At 45.9% G+C, this 20,142-nt stretch carries 12 protein-coding genes; 4 read left to right on the forward strand and 8 right to left on the reverse strand.

Going from position 1 to position 20,142, the window contains the following annotated elements; translation table 11 throughout:
- Positions 1-10: 10 nt before the first annotated feature.
- Together rmuC and ACRBG0_RS25465 are read right to left on the reverse strand one after the other, a co-directional pair.
- Positions 11-1,342 (reverse strand): DNA recombination protein RmuC, encoded by a 1,332-nt coding sequence (gene rmuC / locus ACRBG0_RS25460; RefSeq protein ID WP_431489652.1) that lies wholly within the window; start codon positions 1,340-1,342, stop codon positions 11-13.
- 286 nt (positions 1,343-1,628) lie between these two features.
- Positions 1,629-3,272, reverse strand: a complete 1,644-nt coding sequence (locus tag ACRBG0_RS25465; protein ID WP_431489653.1) for a hypothetical protein — start codon at positions 3,270-3,272, stop codon at positions 1,629-1,631.
- Between the two features lie 242 nt (positions 3,273-3,514).
- Between ACRBG0_RS25465 and ACRBG0_RS25470 the strand changes: the two genes are divergently transcribed.
- Positions 3,515-4,708: an amidohydrolase family protein gene (locus tag ACRBG0_RS25470; RefSeq protein WP_431489654.1), complete on the forward strand. Its 1,194-nt coding sequence runs from the start codon at positions 3,515-3,517 to the stop codon at positions 4,706-4,708.
- Between the two features lie 80 nt (positions 4,709-4,788).
- On the opposite strand, the gene ACRBG0_RS25475 is transcribed toward ACRBG0_RS25470, so the two are convergent.
- Both ACRBG0_RS25475 and ACRBG0_RS25480 read right to left on the reverse strand, forming a co-directional pair.
- Positions 4,789-8,442, reverse strand: coding sequence for a T9SS type A sorting domain-containing protein (locus ACRBG0_RS25475; protein WP_431489655.1), 3,654 nt, complete (start codon positions 8,440-8,442; stop codon positions 4,789-4,791).
- A gap of 208 nt (positions 8,443-8,650) precedes the next feature.
- Positions 8,651-11,092, reverse strand: a complete 2,442-nt coding sequence (locus tag ACRBG0_RS25480; protein ID WP_431489656.1) for a PEP/pyruvate-binding domain-containing protein — start codon at positions 11,090-11,092, stop codon at positions 8,651-8,653.
- Between the two features lie 413 nt (positions 11,093-11,505).
- On the opposite strand from ACRBG0_RS25480, the gene ACRBG0_RS25485 reads away from it, so the two are divergent.
- Positions 11,506-11,865, forward strand: coding sequence for a hypothetical protein (locus ACRBG0_RS25485; RefSeq protein WP_020538734.1), 360 nt, complete (start codon positions 11,506-11,508; stop codon positions 11,863-11,865).
- Between the two features lie 88 nt (positions 11,866-11,953).
- On the opposite strand, the gene ACRBG0_RS25490 is transcribed toward ACRBG0_RS25485, so the two are convergent.
- Entirely contained in the window at positions 11,954-13,390 is a 1,437-nt protein-coding gene (locus ACRBG0_RS25490; RefSeq protein WP_431489657.1) for a T9SS type A sorting domain-containing protein, read from the reverse strand.
- Positions 13,391-13,609: 219 nt separating this feature from the next.
- On the opposite strand from ACRBG0_RS25490, the gene ACRBG0_RS25495 reads away from it, so the two are divergent.
- Both ACRBG0_RS25495 and feoB read left to right on the forward strand, forming a co-directional pair.
- Positions 13,610-13,861 carry a FeoA family protein gene (locus ACRBG0_RS25495; protein ID WP_431489658.1) on the forward strand — a complete coding sequence of 84 codons (252 nt, stop codon included), beginning with the start codon at positions 13,610-13,612 and terminating at the stop codon, positions 13,859-13,861.
- Positions 13,858-16,002 (forward strand): ferrous iron transport protein B, encoded by a 2,145-nt coding sequence (gene feoB / locus ACRBG0_RS25500; protein ID WP_431489659.1) that lies wholly within the window; start codon positions 13,858-13,860, stop codon positions 16,000-16,002. The genes ACRBG0_RS25495 and feoB overlap by 4 nt, the downstream gene beginning before the upstream one ends.
- 381 nt (positions 16,003-16,383) lie before the next feature.
- On the opposite strand, the gene ACRBG0_RS25505 is transcribed toward feoB, so the two are convergent.
- From ACRBG0_RS25505 to der, 3 genes are all read right to left on the reverse strand, one after another.
- The gene (locus tag ACRBG0_RS25505; protein WP_431489660.1) at positions 16,384-17,775 is read right to left on the reverse strand and encodes a carboxypeptidase-like regulatory domain-containing protein; all 1,392 of its coding nucleotides are present in this window, start codon (positions 17,773-17,775) and stop codon (positions 16,384-16,386) included.
- The gene (locus tag ACRBG0_RS25510; protein WP_431489661.1) at positions 17,768-18,352 is read right to left on the reverse strand and encodes an RNA polymerase sigma factor; all 585 of its coding nucleotides are present in this window, start codon (positions 18,350-18,352) and stop codon (positions 17,768-17,770) included. The genes ACRBG0_RS25505 and ACRBG0_RS25510 overlap by 8 nt, the downstream gene beginning before the upstream one ends.
- A gap of 197 nt (positions 18,353-18,549) precedes the next feature.
- Positions 18,550-19,851 carry a ribosome biogenesis GTPase Der gene (gene der, locus ACRBG0_RS25515; protein WP_431489662.1) on the reverse strand — a complete coding sequence of 434 codons (1,302 nt, stop codon included), beginning with the start codon at positions 19,849-19,851 and terminating at the stop codon, positions 18,550-18,552.
- Positions 19,852-20,142: the final 291 nt, after the last annotated feature.

Consider the following 20,142-nt stretch of genomic DNA (forward strand, 5'->3'; position numbering starts at 1 on the left):
ATTGTAGGTTTTACTCCTCCTCCTGACGCATGGCCTCGGGCAACTGTTTGGAGGTGCGAGCCCCCAACTTTCGCAGTTTTTCGGCACGCCCAACCAGGGTTTGGTTATAACGTTTACCTTCAGAGAGCTTGTACATGGCTGCCGAATAGGCATTGTGTGTACTATCGAGGCGTTGCCCCACCAGTTGGAGGTCTTCTACGAAGTTAACGAACTTGTCGTACAATTGGCCGCTTTGGCGCGCAATTTCCTGTACACTGCGTTGCTGTTTCTCTTGTTTCCAGATGTAGGAGACCGTCCGCATCGTAGCCAACATGGTGGAATTAGTAACGATAACAATATTGTCGTCCAAGGCATCTAGAAACAATCGCTGATCTTGTTGGACCGCCAAAGCAAAGGCAGGTTCGATGGGAATGAATAAGAGCAGGTAATCTGGCGAATTGATCTGGTACAAATCCTGGTATTTTTTCTTGCTCAAACCTTTGATATGGGCGCGAACACTTTCCAGGTGCTGTTTGAGTGCTTTGGCCCTTTGGGGATCATCCTCAGCGCTACAATAACGGTCGTAGGCCGTGAGCGATACTTTGCAATCAATCACCAGGTGCTTGTTTTCCGGTAAATTGATGATAAAATCGGGTCGCTTGAGCTTACCTTCCTGATCGCGGAAGGAAGACTGCGTGCGATAGTGGACCTCTTTTTGCAAGCCCGCCTTCTCCAGGAGGAGTTCCAACTGTACTTCGCCCCAATCCCCCTGGGTTTTGTTATCTCCTTTGAGGGCAGCGGTAAGGTTGCCTGCATCCTGGCTCAGTTGTTGGTTGAGGTCGCGGAGTTGTTCAATTTCTTTTTTGAGACTTACGCGATCCCGGGTTTCCTCTAGGTAGCGACGTTCTATATTGTCCTCGAAGGTTTTGATTTTTTCCTTCAGAGGACCCAGTAGATGTTGGAGTTGACTATGATTTTGCTCCGTAAACTTCTTACTTTTCTCTTCAAGGAGGCGGTTTGCCAGCGATTCGAAGGTAAGACGGTTGGTCTGCTGCAATTCCTGCATCTCCTTCATCTGTACATCCAGCTTTTCCTGAAGGTATTCAAGGCGCGCCTTTTCCGTTGCCAGCGCCGAAGAAAGGTCGCGTTCCGTTTCTGTTTTTTCGTGGAGGTTGGCCTGTAAAACATCGGTATGTTCCAGCAGCGCTTCATGGACAGCTTTGGAGACGTAAGTAACCGCAATTTGCTCGCTCGAAACAAAATCGTTGCTGACTTTCAAGCGTTGCCACCAGTAACCAAGCACGAAGCCCAGCAATAACCCGATGACCAAAAACAAAAAAGCCAGTAATAGAGGATCCGCCATATCGTTAATTATTCAGATTTAACCGCACGGCAATTTACAAAATGTTTTAAATAAATCGATATTTAAACTTTTCCTAACCAGACAATGCACATCCTGCCAGATGGCCCAGGTTATTGAACCACCAAAAGCACCAAGATTATGTTGAACCATATAAGAAAACATAAGGGGTTATAAGAGGTAGACCTAACATGGCAAATTCACGAATTTACCCGACGAAGATACCTAAATCACCAAAGGCACCTAAAGAAAAAACCTTGGGTGCCTTTGCTGATTCATGAAAACAAATCTAATTACGCGGAGGAATAAGTGGACGCACCCGCTTCAGTTGGTCTGGGCTAAGTTTGGGAATAGCGATTTCCAGTTGGCGACGAACGTCGATACTATCGGGAACTTTGGCCATCACAGACTGGAGGGTTTTGATCGCTGCAAGGTTATTGGGGTCGATCTGCAAAAGGTTCGACGCAGCCTTTTTGGCCGTAGAAAAGTCGCCAATATTTTGAGAAGCTTCCGCCTTGACACGCCAAGCGGAGGTATCGTTAGGGTTTACTTGAATTTGCTGGTCGGCAGCCTCTACTTTTTGTTGTTCTGCCAAGTGGCGGTCATTATAGTTCTTTCTAATTTCCTGAGCAGCTACGCTTCTGTCCGTTGACTTTTCTAATTGATCCAGGTCCTGGCGAGCAAGGTTCAGGTCGTTGCGCTTCACGCTTACCGCTGCACGAGCCGTGAGTGCCTTGGTGTTTTCAGGCTCTTGTTCCAATACCTTGGTCAGGTCCTGACTTGCGACTTCTGTTTTTCCACCACGGTATTCAAGCAGTCCTTTCTGGAGGCGAGCCTGGACATTGGTGCTATCGGTTTTCAGCATTTCGCGGTACACTTCAATGGCGCGTTCATCCTGCCCCGTTTTGATATAACTATCAGCCTGAATAAGTCCCCATTTAGGATTGGCCGCTACCCCACCCCGATCTTCGATCACTTTACCAAGCGTAGCAGCTGCTACTGCATGGTTATCCGTTTCATGGGCAACCAGACCGAGAATCAACTGGATGGTCATTTCAATTTCTTCCGTCAGTACTGCACTAGAGGCAATGCTTGACAAGCTACTTACGGTATCAACGGTAGCTTCATTATTAATCTCCAAATCGGTGAGGGAAAAATGACTGCTTTCGATAAAGCGAAACTTGGTGGTCACGATATCATTTCCGTTTCTATCCTCTTCAGTGGTACCCCAGATGATCAGTTGTGCTTTACAGGGAAGACCAATTTTGGAAGCCTGGTTACTGGTAAGAGGATACTCGTTGGAAAAGACATCAATCTTTTTCGTAAATACAGAGCCTTTAAGGCCATATTTGTCCATCTCGATTGCCAAACGACTTTTGAGAGGGAGATCAATATTGGCCGACTTTCCATCAAGGGGTTGAAAGGGCAACACCATTATATTGAACTCAGAGTCGGGCTTATAAGGAGGACATTTACCTTCCTCTGATTCACCTTGATCTACCAGAGTAGAAGGAGGATCAGCAGGCGTATTGTTTTGGAAAATCCCACGTAACATAAAGAAGGAAGCAGTAGCTAACACCAGCGCCACTACAACGCCTATTACCAGCCAAGGCGGGCTGCTGTTATTGTTACCAGCTCCGTCCGTTTTGACGCTAGGTGCAGGGAGACCTTGCTCGATACCCGCGAGGCTAGCGAGTAACCCATCCGTGATTTGATTAATCGCGCGGCGAGCTTCGTCAAAGCTGATCGTATTGCGTTGTTGCTGTAGCTTTATACGCTTGTACTGCGCCAATAGATTGCTGACGGTGTCTCGCCAGCTATTTGCAGGTTCGGGAGCTTGATTCAGGTAATCGAGTAAACGCTCGGCAGCCGCTTCGTTCTTTGCTTCAGCTATTAGCTGCCGGATGGCGACCAAGGTGGCATTAGGGTCCATGATACGTTGGATTAAGTAGACTTTAGTTTTAGGGGTTCAGTTGTCAAAATTCGCGAAATCGGATCGCTGCATCATGATGCTGGTGCAGCAATATACTAAAGAACGCACGAATGGCCATAAAGCCACTTAAAAGGATGTTAAATTCTGTCCCCTTTGCGTTATCTTTTGTTAGAAAACGGCGGTTATGTATCTTCGGCGCTTTGAATAGATGATTATTCAAACGCCATCCAATGCAAACAAACATGCGTAAACTTACCGCCGACTATATTTTTACCGCTGCTGGTGCCCCGATGCAGCAACAAGTGATTGTTGTAGACCAAGCAGGAAAAATCGTTAGTATAGATCCTCTAGACCAACATGATCCAGCGAGTGTTGAATCCCACCGGGGGGTACTGATCCCTGGTTTTATCAACACCCACTGCCACCTGGAGTTGTCGCACATGAAGGGAAAAGTCGCTACCGGGACGAAGTTGATTCCTTTTATTACCAACGTGGTACAGTTCCGGGATATGGACGAAGAAGAGATCTCAACGGCCATTGACAAGGCGGATCAAGAGATGTATGAAGGTGGGATTGTTGCCGTAGGTGATATTTCGAACAAGTTGGACACCGCTGCTCGTAAGGAGGCCAGTGCCATTCGGTATTACACTTTCGTGGAAATGTTCGACTTTCTGCAAGATGCGGCGGCAGAACAATGCGTGGCCAACAATCTTCCTGTTTATGAAGGGCAAGCACAAGGTGGTGGCAACCGGCGTTCGGCAGTACCCCATGCACCCTATTCTGTTTCTAAAGAATTATTTCGTCGCTTGAACGAGCTGAACCAGGGACAAGGCACCGTCAGCATTCATAACCAGGAGACCCCGCCGGAGAACGAGCTTTTTGAACATAAAACAGGAGATTTTTTGCAGTTTTATGAGGGTTTCAACATCTCGCTGGAACAATTTTCTGCTACAGGAAAAACGGCGATCCACTATGCGATGGACCAGATGGATCCGCGCTGCCGAGCACTATTTGTACACAATACCCTCTCAACTCCTGAAGATATTGCAGCGGCACAGGCTTGGGCCCAAAATGGTGCCTACTGGGCCACTTGCGCCAATGCCAACCTCTACATTGAAAACCGCTTACCCAACTACCAGCATTTCCTGGATGCCAACGCAAAAATGACTATCGGCACAGACAGCCTGACTTCTAATTGGCAATTGTCCGTATTGGAAGAACTCAAAACGATCCACCGCTTTCAGAGTTATGTACCCTTCTCTACGCTGATCCAGTGGGCGACCCTCAACGGCGCAGAAGCGCTACAATTCGAAGAAGATTTAGGCAGTATTGAAGTCGGTAAAACACCTGGAATCAATCTATTGACAGGATTGGCAGGAAGTGGCCCGGAAGATTTTCGTTTTGTGGCGCAGACAGGGGTGACGCGGTTGGTTTAAGCCATTACTTTTGAACCACCAAAGGCACTTAAGAGGTTTTTATTGAACCATATGAGGGATTATAAGGAAATATAAGAGGTTTACAACTTCACCATTCTCACAACAGTAAGCCTGCTCGCTCCTTCTTCTTTTATTTTGACGAAGTAAAGGCCGGCTGGCAAATGTTGAATATCCAGGTTTGCTTGTCCAGGTAAACACTGAATATTTTGGACGATGTTACCAGCTTGGGATATGATTTGGATATCCGCTTGGGCTTGCAAACCAGCAATGGTGAATCTACCAGAGGTAGGATTGGGGTGAATGACCAGGGGATATGCAGCAGTCAAGGTTTCATTATCCAGAGCCATGCCATCCCAATTGAGAGTTTTCCGGGGGCTTTCCAGATCGGCGGTACTGATCCATTTGGTGCGCAAGTAGGCCGAAGCTGCGAGCATCTCCGTCTCGGTGAGCGCCCGATCATAGAGGAGTAATTCTCCAATTTTCCCTTCCCAGTGGGTGTCCGTGTAGTAAATTTCATCAAAAGACCTTTCCGTCATTACTGTCCCCAGAATACAAAACTCCAACGGGTTGGCAGTAGTTAGTGGATCTACAGGCACTCCGTTAAGGAAAGTGATCCCGTTGAGGGTACGCACGGGGGCGCTATCACTGTAGAGCTGAGTAGCATCGAAATGGCGCGGTATATTAGTAGAAAGGCCCTCAAAAGGAGCCCTATTCGGGAAGGTTATCGCATTTTCTTCGTAAGCCATCAGGATGGTTTGATAGCCCGTTTCTCCCTCGGAAAGCGCCTGCAACCAGATGGTCGCAAAATCGGCCACACCTAGGCCATTTTGATAATTAGAGCGATAAGCATACCAAGCGCCATTGCCCCAACTATTACCATTACTAAACGACCAACCATATAGCGAACTCGTTGGTAATTGGGGATTATCAACGACCTCGTCACCGTTTAGGTCAGCAGCATCCATGCGAATGATCAGGCCGGGAATTGTTCCTGGATCTTGAGGTACAACGGCATTCATTGGCCGTTGCGCAGCAACATAATAGAAGCCTGCTACCTGAGGGGAGAAGACCGTGCCAGTATGTAAGGGAACACCACAACTTTCTTGGTCGTACCAATGGTAAACCAGCTCTGGATTAGGGTCAACGATTCCTAGTTCCGTATCGCTTAAAGCGACTACGTCGGGCGTTGTTTGTACAATGACCGCAAAGCCCTGGATATTTCCACTGAGCGCACCGGCATTGTTATCGACAGCAGCAACGTAATAGTTCCCTGAAGAGGGAGCTTGAAAAGTAGTGCCAATACTCAAAAACTGCGTGGCTTCGGCATCGCCAAACCAATAATAAGTATGATCGGGTGATGGCGTTTCAATCCTAACTTGACAATCCCCATCTTGCACCACCACCAAGTCTAACGCGGTAAATGGGGCAGCATACCCCACAAAAAGGGTACTGGTATAGGCTGTCTGATTCCCGTCTTTAACGACATAACGATAAGCTCCCGCCGTCAGATCCTTGCGAGTAGCTTGATCTTGCACCCGGTGATTGCGTATGAAATCAGCAGAGGCATCAGCCCCAATAATTTCTAATTCTTGCAATTGCGTAGCAATGTCTCCGTGATTCTCCTGAACAAACAAGCGATAATAGAGAAAAGGAGTGGTATTGCTAAACAAGAAACCCCGGCGTTGAAAACGACTCGTGAAATCCTGGTTGGTCTGTTGATCGAGGACAGTCCAGTTTTCTCCGTCATTAGAGCCTTGAAATTGCCAGTTTTTTGGATCACGCTCCGGCACATCATCAGCAGAAGTAACGACGTAGTAGGTCACCGGAGATGCTTCCTCCAAACGATAGCCGATAAAGGTATTGGTCGCCATTGCGTGCAACCATTTGGTATTCAGATCATCATCAAAAGCGAATTCGGGCTCGTGCCCCCAAGTGGTGCCGCTAGAAAGGATACTGGCTGGCGTTGGGCTGGTAAGATCACGATTAGGTTGGTCATACCAATCAATAGTATAAGGTGACTGGCCACCCCTGATTTCCAGGTAAATGCTTCCCGACGCCTCTTCTAAGCCGGAAGGAAAAACGGTTTCGGTAACAGCTATTGGATCAGCCGTTGGCGATAGACTGATGGCTTGTTCTTTCACACACCCCGAAGCGGTGGAGACCGTAACGGAATAATCGCCATCCGGCAAATCGGTCACCGTTGCTGTCGTCACGCCAGTCGACCATAAATAGTTTAGATTCTCAACAGCATAGTTCTCGTCTTCCAAGGCTAAAGACCAAGTGTTATTGGCGTAAGCAGAACAAATCTCGGGTTTAAATAGAAGCTCGCTTGCAATACTTATTTGCTTCTCAATTCCACAGCCATTGGCATCAACAATAAAGAAGTTATAATCTCCGGCCGTAAGGTTTGTTACTGGATTGCTTTGCAATTCTCCTTTCAAGAAAACCTGATAAGGAGCCTGTCCTCCTGTGATTGAAAAGTCGACGCTTCCATTGGCCGTTCCAGAACAATCTGCGTCTTGTATCATTTCGTTACTGGCCAAAGTGTAGCTACTCACGGCTGCCTGATTGATTGTCCATTTGAGTTCTTGGTAGGGCTCGGGGTAGGTATCCGCAAATTTGGGGTCGAAACGCACCAGTGGGTTGTTATCCCTTACCACGAAAACCAACTCGTAACTATCGCAAGCATCAAAAGTAACGTCGATAGTTTCTGTATTTGTTGCGATTACTTTTCCGTTTAATCGCCATTCGTATGCTTGGGTATTGGGCGCTGGCTTCACCACATCGACGGAGAAGGAGAGGGTTTCCATACCATTTACGGTAAGATCACCAGCTGCTGGTTGTGGGTTTTCAATTACATCAACGTATTTATACAAAAAGCAAATCACCCGTTGAATGCAAGGTGAGCACAATTCTAATCCATAATCTTCTCCAAAGCCTCCGGCCCCCATAAAGCAGCCGCGAGCAGTAGGGCGATGGCAACCAAAGTAGTTGGTCATTGCGCCTTCAAAAGCACCAAACTTATCCAGGTATTCTGCAGTGTAGGGCGTAGGAATCGGCGTTCCAGGCTCAATCCATAAACGCCAGGGAATGTCTTCTATATTGAGTTGTCCGGTGGTATTGGGCGTTTCCCAGCATTGGCTATTCGACCATTCGCCGCTAGCCGAGTATTCATCCAAAAGGCCAGGCATGGTATGGCCAAATTCGTGCAGGAAGGTCTCCCAACCCATACCGTACATTTTTCCGTCACCTACTCTCGCTTCTCTGTTAAGGCCCGCACCGCCGCCGCCACCGTACTTCGTTGAGGAGAAGAAAGTTGCCCAACCGGTACGGTCATTTGCCCAAGGCAGAAATACCGCATCGCGCAATCCCTGGATAGTACCAAAGGTCCAGCCGTTATTATCATCCGGAGCATCTGGCCACCAGAAGGAATAGAGATTGAAAAAGTCACGGTATTGTGCATAAGGTACTTGTGCTAATTCATGTCCCTGCTCAAAAGCCTTTAGTAGGTCGTTTTCAAAAAGTGTAGTAAAATCATCCTTGTCGATGAAAGAATCGCCACGGTTCTGAATCACCCAGTTGATCCGGTTGTCTTTATCACCTGAATAAAGCATCGTATCTATTTCCTGAACGGCGAGAATGGCCCCAATGTCTTGGGAAACAAGCGGAGTGGCCAAGGTCAGGAAGATTAACATTAGCCAAAGGGATGGGCAGGAGGTCGTAGCGTAGCTCATTAGTAGACTTATTTCTGCTAAGTTACGAAAGAGTACCAGAGAGTGCAGGATTATGAGTTGCAGCTATTTTACATCACAGAAAACAGGTGTGAAATAGCCTACTTCCATCATTGCGTGATAATTCCCTTTTGATTGTATGATCGCACTGGTACGATTACCCCCTGACCTCAGGAGAACCCACAAAGCGCCCGCACACAAATTTCTCTTTCTAATTGTACAGCCGGGCCTGCTTGATATAAATCTTCCGTTGGCTCACCTGAGAATCTACCTTGAATTCAATATCAAGGCCAAAATCTTGCTCGGTGCAGTTGCAATCATGAGGTACATTTTGGTAAAAATGTTTTTTGAGGGCCAAGCAATAGGCTCCTAGCTCCATCAACTCGTCATCCGTCAGCACCGTTTGTCCATTCAATTCGGGAATATTAGAAAATGTCAGGTATTCCGGAGTAAACTGCTGCCCTGGAACGATGGACCAAGTAAACAGCATAATTTGATCATTTAGGATGCCTGGTTCCGGAAACACAATACTGTATTCCTTGTATTGCACATTGATGATAAAACCAGGATTGGTATTGTACAGATTTTTGGTAATCACTACTCCATTGGCATCTTCATCTGGAAAGGAGCGATGCACCAGAATGCCCATTGCACAGGAGGTGTGGGAGATTTTGTAGTAACTCCGTTCTTCGAAAGCGCGCCAATTCCAAAGGCTGGCCCAAACTTTTTTAATGGCTTTTTCAATGGTTTTATCCGGATCATTTGCCTTTGCGGAATAAGAACTGTACAAGCCTGCTCCTGAGAAATTCTCTAAATCCTCTGCGTTTGTAGAAGAACGAAAACGAAAAGAAGGAAAATCTGCAAAATTGTGGATACGATCCTCTACCAAGCCTATCAACTCCGCATCCAGGGGTTCATCTTTGATTCTTTCCTGGAAATCTTTGAGGCGGGCACGGCGGTAGGCTGGGTTATTGATAAATTGCTCATTCACCAACATCTCTTCCAGGAAGACATCCAAGCCTGCATCTTTGAGATGTTTATCATAATAATAAAAAGGAATTGCAAAAGAAGACTCGGGCGTAGGAATGGGCACGCCACTGACCGTGGTGTTGAGTATTTCAGCGAAATTGCTTGCTTTACCACCAACCACATCTACAAAGGAATAATCGGCGGTTTGCAAATCTACCAGGCCTTGCAAAGTCGTATTCTTATCCAGAATGATACTATCCTGCGGTTCATTCTGCGCCCAGAATGCAGTGGCTTCCGGGAGTGTAGCGGGGCGTATTTCAAAAGAATCAGCGGATACTTTCAGGTATACCAATCGCCCGAGTAATGCATCCAACTGTTGATTTCCCCAGCCATCACGCAAGGCCATATTGGGGGTGTTTCGGTTGTGGCTAAGCACATTGATGTGGCTAAGTGGCGTCTGAAATTCGGTAGTAATGATGCCTGCCACGACAGATACGTCATTGGGAATACCGTTGAGTAAGATAATGTCGTGGCGCCCAAGGTAGGTGTCTTCCAAATCTTCCAGCGGTACTTTGTTCAGATAACCATAGTTTTCTGCCAGGTTCAGCGCTTGATAATTCTGGCCTTCATAGAGTTCTTCCGGTGTAATCTGGGGAACATCACAGGTGTTGAATTCCGGACGATTAGCAAATAAAAACAGCCTCCCTTCGAGGTAAGAAGTCGACAGAATTTTATCAAAAAGCAGTTGAATTTCTTCACAACTAATTTCATTAGCCGCTACAAAATACAGGACGTATTTGTCTTGATCTTTATAGTAATTGAGGTTAGCAGGAAACAGATAGCGATCATCATTTCGACGATACTGGGTTTGGTTAAACACACTATTCCCTTGATCAAACCCAAGCTGTGCTTTCGCAAAGAGGTAATGTAAGGTATACCGCTTGGTATTCATATAATACATCAGCCCATCCTCCTGATTATATATAATTTTCACCGAGGATACTTCACCATCATTGGTCCGAGAAGGACGATTACTGATTAAATCAAAAGCGATAGGATCAATGAGTTCATTGAAATAATGAAGATCATCGTTTTCCTTTTTCAATAGATTTATCCTCAACAAAGTATCCTTTCCTGCCAATGGAATTAGCCGTGAATAGTATCCTTCTTTACTCAGCAAAAGTGTGTCAGGTTGAGGAACCACCGAAGAGCGATGCCAAGTAGCCCCCCTATCTGCAATAGATGTACGATCACCATTGGAAAACGCCTTAAACGTTTGAATGTCCTCTTCTGTACTTACCCTGAGCAAGTAGATACCAAAAGGCAACTTGGGGAATAAATAACTCCCAGCATTCCCTAAATTGGATTCATGACGAACCAAGCGGCCGTCAATGGCATAAATTTCCAGCTCTATCGGGAATTCGCCCTCCCAAAGCATCGTATTGTTATAAAAACGGTAGCTGTTCCGTGGGTGAATCAAGCTGTCGTGTGCAGTATTTTTAAGCACAAAATCGCCAAAGAGGTTCGAGGTTTGCTCTACTGAACTATTAAGTAAGGCTATGTTTACACCAGCGACTGGATGACCATTAGCAACATCCTGTATACGTCCACTGTAGATCGCTTGAGCACTTAAAAGAAGCGGCAAAGAAAATAACAACAATAACGCGGGCAAGGACTTTGGCATAGGAAATAGGTCTCTGGAAGATTATCAAGTAACTGCTTTAGGCAAGACCCTCCTCTATCGCTAAATGGTTGGGTATTAGGAACCAACCCAAGCTCTACTGTTCAAAAACTCAATTTAAATCATTGGAAATAAACATTTTAAGCCCTAAGTTTGTTTAAAAGTGTATGCTAGCTAATAAACATCTTTCGGTTTTTGTTCTATCTTCCCTGCTTAAACAGTCTCCTATTTTTATTCCGCTTTAAGTTTGCTCAAGCACTAAAAAGGGTTAAAAACCGCTACCTTTTTTCTTGTTTACTTTGCTCACGAGAACTCCTCATAGCGTTTTGACAGATACAAATCATCTGCGAATCATTCAAAACCGAAAGTAGTAAGCTCCTGGTCTTCAATTATTTCATCATTATAAATATATCCAAATGGAAAAGATAGATTACTTCCCCGATGCTATTGATTGGGCAAAAACACTCCGTCTTTCTGACCTCAAAGCCAATTTTGAAGGTTATGAAGCGCCGAGAACCTTTCAGCGCGCCGACGAAGACATCTCCTATACGCCTGATATCACAGGGCGAAGGTTAACTAAGAAATTCTATGTCGAAATAGCCATGAAGGATGAAGACACGACCTCTATGGTCTCTAAATGGAAACTACTAAGTACCATGGCTTCGATGAAAGGTGGAAAGTTGTATCTACTAGCTCCCCGTGGCCACAAAGCCTTCGTACAGAGCCTACTGGATCGTTACCAGCTGCCTAATGCAGAACTGATATATTTGAGTTAGGATTCAATATCCTTTTTGATACCCATTCTGGCCGTTGGCTACTGTTTTGGATCAGTAGCCAACGGCCATTTTTTTGTCTCTCTTTCTTCTACTCCACCACCACTTTCCTGATTGCTTGCCCCGTTTCAGTTTGAATATGAACCCAGTAAATCCCCGGAGAAAGGCTGTTGATGATAAGTTCATTATTGCCCATTTGCAATTCTTTTGTAAGCATGAGTTGGCCTTGCTGATTGAGAACCCTCACTGCTGCAACCTCCAACAATTTATGAATTTGTAGCTTCTGGCTCGTAGGATTCGGGAATACCTTCACCTCCAGATCGTCCCACTGATCTCTCGTCCCGACTGTCCAATCGGCAAAACTATTGAAGAACAAGGCTGTTTGGATAACGGCTGGTTCCACACAACCTCCGTGATCGGCATCCGGGTTGACATCGAAAGTGATTAAATCTACAGCCCCCAAAGCCTGCATAACAGAATCTGCAACAATACTATTACGATACTTTACCTGATCATCAGCTGTGCAATAGAAAATACGCGTGGGCTGCTGGGGTGCCCATTCGTAGGTGTCATTTGCAGCCAAAGCTGCTATCACAGGATGGTTAGGATCAGCGTCTTCTAAAATAGTCACAATACTATCCTGCAACATATAGCGCGCAATAGGAGCACCATACTCATTAGTCAGATTAGAGATTAGGAAATTATTCAAATTGGATAAACCAATATTCCCTTCGTAAAAATTCCGAATCGCATTGGTGTAGGTCGGTTTAAAGAACTGCTCCAAATCATCATAAAAGTCATAGACGTAATCGTAAGAAAGGTAAGTGTTTGGCAAATAAGCCAGAAAATTATAAGGTTCTTCACTCACCATTAACTCTCTCATTACTCCGCTTATACTGTATGGCCCAGACATATGACTAGCAGCCGTCAAACTAAATTCACTGGTCAGATCCAGTTCTAATGCACGGTGCAGCGCCATACTGGCATGTCCTCCCTGTGAGTAGCCCGTTACAAACAATTGATCACTAAGAAGTAGATCAATCTGCGGGGCATAGCCACGAACTGCCCGCAGCATATCTATTGCAGCAGATGCCTCTGAGTCAGCATGTACATAAGGGTGAAAGCCCCTCGACGTGCCCGCTCCCAGAAAATCCGGGGCCAAAGTAGCATAACCTAAACCTCCAAAAACAAGTGCCAACTGATACCCTCCCTGAAGATTGGAAGGCACATCCTGCGGGCCATCCACCGTGCCATGCTGGTAAATCAGCGTCGGATAAATGGTCGTCTCTTCCCTGACCGGCAAAATCAGTAAACCGGAAGCAGTATCCAATTGGTTAAAAACATCTGGAGTAGTATAGGTAACCTTCCACATCTCTACCCCATTCTGGATCAAAAAGCCATAATCCTGGGCAAGCGCCTCTTGGGAACGTTGCCCTTTATAGGATATACTTATTAAGGTCTGGCCAACCAACGTCGTAGACACAAAGGCAGCCAACAAAACAATAAGGCTAATTCTAGAAGAAACCATGATATATTTTTTTTAGAAAAAAGAAAGCTGTTTTATTCCCTCTTTATGATGATTCTTGTCACCAAAGATAGTCAAGCTAAAGTAATAAATTTGTAGACCCTACTTAGACTTAATCTAAATAAGAAACTTTCTGTACCTTTGCTGAAATTCCGGGATAACTCCTGATGATAATCAAGCTATAGTGCCACTTTTGTAAAGAAAGTAAAAACGAAAAAAAACATGACGGCGATCTTATCTTCCCCTATTGTTGAGCCCAACGCTTATTTGCTACAGCCTGGCGAAGAAGGTGTTATCGTTGGCTTTACTCGCCAAGAGTTGGCAGCTAGCTTAATGGCAATGGGCGTCTTGCCCGGCAGTAAAATACGTTATGTACGTCGTGCTCCCTTCGGAGGAGCTTTTTACCTGGCCATTGATCATCATTTCCTGGCTTTAAGACAAACAGAATTTGAGGCGATAGTAATCCGCAAATGAACAACAGCTCTTCCCAAACACATTCCCGTCCGTTTCGTTTAGCTTTAATAGGAAACCCCAATAGTGGTAAATCCAGTGTTTTCAACCGACTCACCGGCCTACAACAAAAAGTAGGCAACTTTCCCGGTGTTACCGTTGATAAAAAACTAGGCAGTTACGAGCTTTCCAATGGAGAGAAAATCAACCTTATTGATTTTCCGGGTGCTTATAGTTTCTACCCTTCTGCTCAAGATGAGAGGATTGTCGTTCAAACCTTGGCCAACCCATTAGATGAAAACTATCCTGATGCTATTCTTTACATAGCGGATTTCACTCGCCTGGAGAAGCATTTACTGCTCTTTACCCAGATCAAAGATCTTGGCCTACCGGCTATCTTGGGCCTAAATATGGCAGATATGGCTGAAGAGCGTGGCCGAGAAGTGGATACCGCGCTGCTAAGTAAAAAAATTGATGCTCCGGTAGTTGTGCTTAGTAGCCACAGCGGTGAAGGTTTCCAAGAACTTGAAGGATATATAGACCAACTCACCCAAGTAGAAACCTCCAATAAAACTACTGCTTTTTATCGCCCAAATGCGATTGAAAAACGGGTGGCACTAGATTTGGAACAGGCTTTTCCTACCAATACTATTTACCAAAACATTTTGCTCGCCCATCATTATCAATGGCTTCCCTTTCTCTCCGACGACAAACGACAGTTGATCGAACGAGTAACCGAGGAACATGATTTCAAAACACTACGCCACCAGGTCCAGGAGACGATGGCCCGTTTTGATCAATTTGAGCCTGTAGCAAAAGCAACCATCAAGGAAACGGCCACCGACAACCCGGGATTCACTGAACGAGTAGACCGTATTCTGACACATAAGGTTTTCGGGCCCCTTATTTTCCTGCTACTAATGCTTTTCGTATTCCAGGCCATCTATGCTTGGGCAGGCTATCCGATGGATGGTATCGAATGGATTTTTGGCCAACTCAACGATGTTGTAAAAGCTGTGTTACCCGCCGGCTGGTTGACTGATTTATTGACGGACGGTATACTCGCAGGCTTAGGTGGCGTCGTCATTTTCATACCGCAAATTGCCATTCTGTTTTTCTTGATCAACCTTCTGGAAGAGGTCGGATATATGGCCAGAGCTGCCTACATGTTCGACTCTCTGATGCATTTCTTTGGGCTCAATGGCCGTAGCTTGGTAGCCCTCATTTCCAGTGGTGCGTGTGCTATTCCGGCCATCATGAGTACACGTACAATCGCCAATTGGAAGGAACGACTCATCACCATACTCGTAGCCCCCTTTATTTCGTGCTCTGCGCGATTACCCGTCTACGTTGTCCTTATCGGCTTTGTCGTTCCAGCCGGAGATGGCGATGGCTTTTTCAATCAACAAGGCCTTGCCTTTATGGGACTCTACCTATTGGGGATCATAGCAGCCTTGGGCACCGCGCTTTTCTTTAAATACATTTTAAAAACAGAAGAACGGAGTACCCTCATGCTCGAACTACCTGAATACCGGCGGCCACTTTTCCGGAATGTAACATTAAATGTATGGGATAAAGTTCGCAGTTTTGTGATTGAAGCCGGTAAGGTTATTCTAATTATATCTATCGTTCTCTGGGCACTTGCCAGCTATGGGCCCGCTGATAAAATGGCCGCTGTAGAAGCTCAAACCACCGCTATAGCTACCGCACAAAACCTGGATGCTACCGCCAAAGAAGACTTGGAGGCATCTCTAAAACTAGAGGCGAGTTACGCCGGCCAAATGGGTAAATATATTGAACCCGTTATCAAACCCTTGGGTTTCGATTGGAAAATGGGCGTAGCGATTATCTGTAGTTTTGCTGCGCGGGAAGTTTTTGTCGGAACCATGGCCACCCTCTACAGCGTAGGTAGTGCTGCCGATGATGAATCTGGCATTATCGAACGTTTGACCAACGAGCGAAATCCCGTCACCGGAGAACAGGTTTACACCACAGCCACCTCGGCCTCGCTGCTGATTTTTTACGTCTTTGCTATGATGTGCATGAGTACGTTAGCTGTTGTTAAGCGGGAAACCAAAAGCTGGAAGTGGCCCATTTTTCAGTTTTTCTTAATGACGGGAATTGCCTACCTCGCGAGCTTTGCAGTATATCAGTGGTTGGCATAAGTTGAGCCTTTTCCTATTATTTGGGGCCATGCCATCTCCCGTCCCGACTTTTCTAGCCGGGACGGGATCGGCACCAGGCTGTCTGTCGCTACCGCTCCTGCCCATCCCTTGTCCTGCTCCTCCGTCCGCCGAGCTCCGGCCTCATGGCCTGCGCGGCAATTGCTGTATTGGCGGATGGTAGGGTTCGTTAATGGCGCGAGTTAAATTCGTGAATTTAACCTGTGCAGGCTGGCCTCTGTTCGGCATAGGTTATACCTTCACCGACACGCCTCTTACAATTTGCTAAATTCGTGAATTGCCTGTAGCAAGCTGGCCCTTAAATATCCTCAGAACCCCTTATATGGTTCAAAAAAACGGTCCTCTTAAATTCGTCATATGCTCCTAGAACCTGACGACATAAACCGTTTCTACAGGTGCGCTACCTTCAGTAACCTCCCACTTAGGGCCTTGCTCAAGTAATTGGATGGCCAGGCTATTTTGCCCAACATTGGTACTTTTAAGAACCTCAAAATCTGTTAGGCTGCCATCTGCTTGTACTAGAAAACGGAGCTTAATTCTAGCTCTGGGCGTATTATCGGGCGTGTTAGCAGCGATGTAGTCTCGCAATGCTCCTGCACCTCCTCTGGGTTGAGCCGTACCTGTGGAGGGTTTAGCTTGAGCTTGTTCCCGTTTTTTGGAGGCATAACCTGTTACCACAACCTCGTCTAAAGCTACTGCTTCGGCCAGTGCTACATCTAATTGATTTTCCTCCTCAATACTAACCTGTGTGGATGCAAAACCCGTGTAACTGATAGATAATGTCTTTATTTCATTAGCGACCGTAATCCGGTAAAAACCATCCAAGTCAGTCACCGTTCCATTGGCAGCCCCTGGCGTCACAATACTAGCGCCAATCAAGGGAAAACCTTCCGCATCTGTCACGTATCCTTCGATGATCCGGTAGCCGGTAGCTGGTACAGGGATACCGCTATTGGATATTCGGGTAGGGTCATCTTGACGAGCGTAAGCTTGGTTTTGAGCAGGATAAGTTGGACTTGCAGCAGGAGCAGCCATCGGTGCTGGAGGGGGCGACAATTCATCGGCTTCAACAGCATCTCTCGTTTGCAAAACAATTGCCTCGGAATCAACGGAAAGCGTACGGCTACTGAAAACATTTTCTTCCTCCCTATCTGCCTGTATCTCATCCGAAGCAGCTCCTGCACCTAAACCTCTCGCTGAATCATAAGTCGCTGGTGGCCTTATTGCATCCGTTGTTGGTGGCAATTCATCTTTACGAGAAAGCAGCTTGTCTTCTTGAGTATCCTTGAGAGTAGTCGTTTCCTTTAAAGGAGACGATTGTGCGATGGGGTCCGTTGTACTTAATTCTTCTGCTTCGGCAAAAGCCGGAGACTCGGCTGTCTGGTCTTCAGAGGTTGTAGGAGAAGAAGGAGCTGTTGCTGATTTTTCCATCGCAACAGGCGAGGACATATCGCTAAACGCTTGTTGGCGCAACGTCCACCAACTTACCGTAACGAGTAGTAACACACTGGCTGCAATGGCTGTCCAACGGCCAATCATCCGTACAATCGGCTGACGTTGGGACGTTTTACTTCGAATGCGATCTAAACGGGCAGCATGATCATGGTCAGCTTGTCCTTGGTAAGCGGCCAATGCTTCTTGTAGAAAAGGGTCTTGCTTAGCAGCAGTAAGCAGCTCAGCTTCTTCCCGGGCGGTAATTTCGCCCGTGGTCCAACGTTGGAGTAAATCCCTGATATGTTGTTCCTTTTTATTCATTCCGCTGTTCCTGTCCTTCGATACAATTTTTTAGATTACGTCGACCATTTTGAATATTAGACCTGATTCGACCTACATCTTCATTACGCATGGTCGCAATTTCTTTATAAGAGTGGCCTTTATAATAAAACAACTGAACGCAGGCTTTCTGCTGATCATTAAGCTGCTCCAAACAGAAATCCAAGGCCGATTCTCGCTCCTCTTCTTCAGACGGGCCGTCGCTTAGATGCCAATTGGCATCGGATTGCATAAAAGCCGGATCATAATTTACGGTAATCATTTTTTTCTCCTTCCGCAACTGCATCAAACAATGGTTACGAATAAAGGTATAGAGCCAATTTTTGAAATTTTTCACCTCGTGGTGAGGTAGCTTTTGCTGCAATTCGGCGTAGATCGCCAGGGTCGCATCTTCTGCACGACTGGGCGTCTTTAGATACTGTAAACTAAGGCCATAGATGAGTTCGATATAGCGATCGAAAAGGACGGCCAGGGCCTGACGATCTTCCTTTTGCTGGAAACGGGTCAGCAATTCAGCATCCGAAGTATCCTCCTTTTGAGTACGTAAAAAACGCAACATGCGAGCTCATTTTCCCGACCGATGATTACTCCACATGGCCAGATTTTTGGCAATATAGGAAGTGATTCGCTGAAAGGAGGCATGATCAAAGCGTAAACACCAAAAAATAACAACAGGCCACCTGAATGGTAAAAGAAAGAGGTGATTAAAAAAGTTATGCTTTTATTACTATTAATGGGAACAGTTACCGTAAACCGCTACTTCTTTCTGAAAAATACGCTAATTGGCACCCCGGTAAAATTGAAATGGAACCGGATTTGGTTTTCAAGGTAATTCTTGTAACTGTCCTTGATATGTTTAGGATTGTTACAGAAAAACGCGAATGCAGGGTAGGCAATCGGCAATTGGGTGACGTACTTGATTTTAGCAACACGCCCGCGGTGAACAGGAGGGCCGTGGCGTTCGATAGCCGTAAGCATCTTGTCGTTGAGGACAGAAGTAGAAATTCTGCGGGAGCGGTTCTCATAGACCTCCAGCGCAACTTCAACGGCTTTGAATATCCGTTGCTTCTCGAGGGCAGAAACGAAAACAATAGGCACATCGGTAAAAGGCTCAAAACGGCGGCGAACTTCCTTTTCGTAGTCACGGGCCGTGTTGGTTTCCTTCTCCATGAGGTCCCACTTATTGATCAGTATGACGACTCCTTTATTTCGTTTCTGAATAAGGCTAAAGATCGACATATCCTGAGATTCTACGCCCAAAGTGGCATCAATCATCAAGATAATAACGTCTGATTCGTCAATGGCTTTAATAGCTCGCATGACGGAATAGAACTCTAAATCCTCATGTACTTTACTCTTCTTGCGAATACCGGCAGTATCAACAAGTAGAAATTCTTTGTCGAATTTATTGTAATGGGTATTGATCGAATCTCGCGTAGTACCAGCAATATCGGTAACGATATTGCGATCTTCGCCCAAAAGTGCATTAGTAAGGCTGGATTTACCTACGTTTGGTTGCCCTACGATTGCCAGACGTGGCAGGTCGGTCTCCTCTTCTTCCTCTTCTTCAATGAATTCGGCGAGGGCATCCAGTATTTCACCAGTACCGCTGCCTGTGACAGAAGATAAAAAATAAGTGTGCTCAAAGCCCAGACTCCAAAATTCATTGGCATCGAGCTGCCGTTGGCTGTTATCTACCTTATTAACCGCCAGCAAAACTGGCTGCTTGGTGCGCCGTATCATAGCGGCGATCTGCTCGTCGAGGTCAGTAAGACCAGTGGTTACATCCACCATAAAAATGAGTACAGCAGCTTCTTCAATCGCGATTTGAACTTGCGAGCGGATAGCTGCCTCAAAAACATCATCGGAATTGCGAACGAACCCACCCGTATCAACGATGGTAAAGTTTTTCCCATTCCAATTACTGGTGCCGTACTGGCGGTCGCGGGTAACACCACTCTCATCATTAATAATGGCCTGACGCTCTCCTACCATTCGATTGTAGAGCGTAGATTTACCCACGTTAGGGCGACCAACAATTGCAACTATATTTCCCATTTCTTCTTGTATTCTATGCTTCGGGAAAATAAGGACTTCTTAGCTAATCCCAAAACAGCGGGCAAAGGTACGGAAAAAGGTTGGATGGTGGGCTTTATTAGTTTAATGGTTGGAGTATTGATAATTTGGTTGGAGTATATATCATAGCTTTTGATTCCTCCATTAAAAAATCCCGAACCTTGGCCTATACCAAAGATTCGGGATCCATATACCTAATAGAAGGTAATTCAGTCGTTCTGCCTTCTACTTTATACCATACAACTACTCAGGACAAATCACCTTAAACTCTGT

It is taken from the genome of Lewinella sp. (genome assembly GCF_050633125.1).
Classification (GTDB): domain Bacteria; phylum Bacteroidota; class Bacteroidia; order Chitinophagales; family Saprospiraceae; genus Lewinella.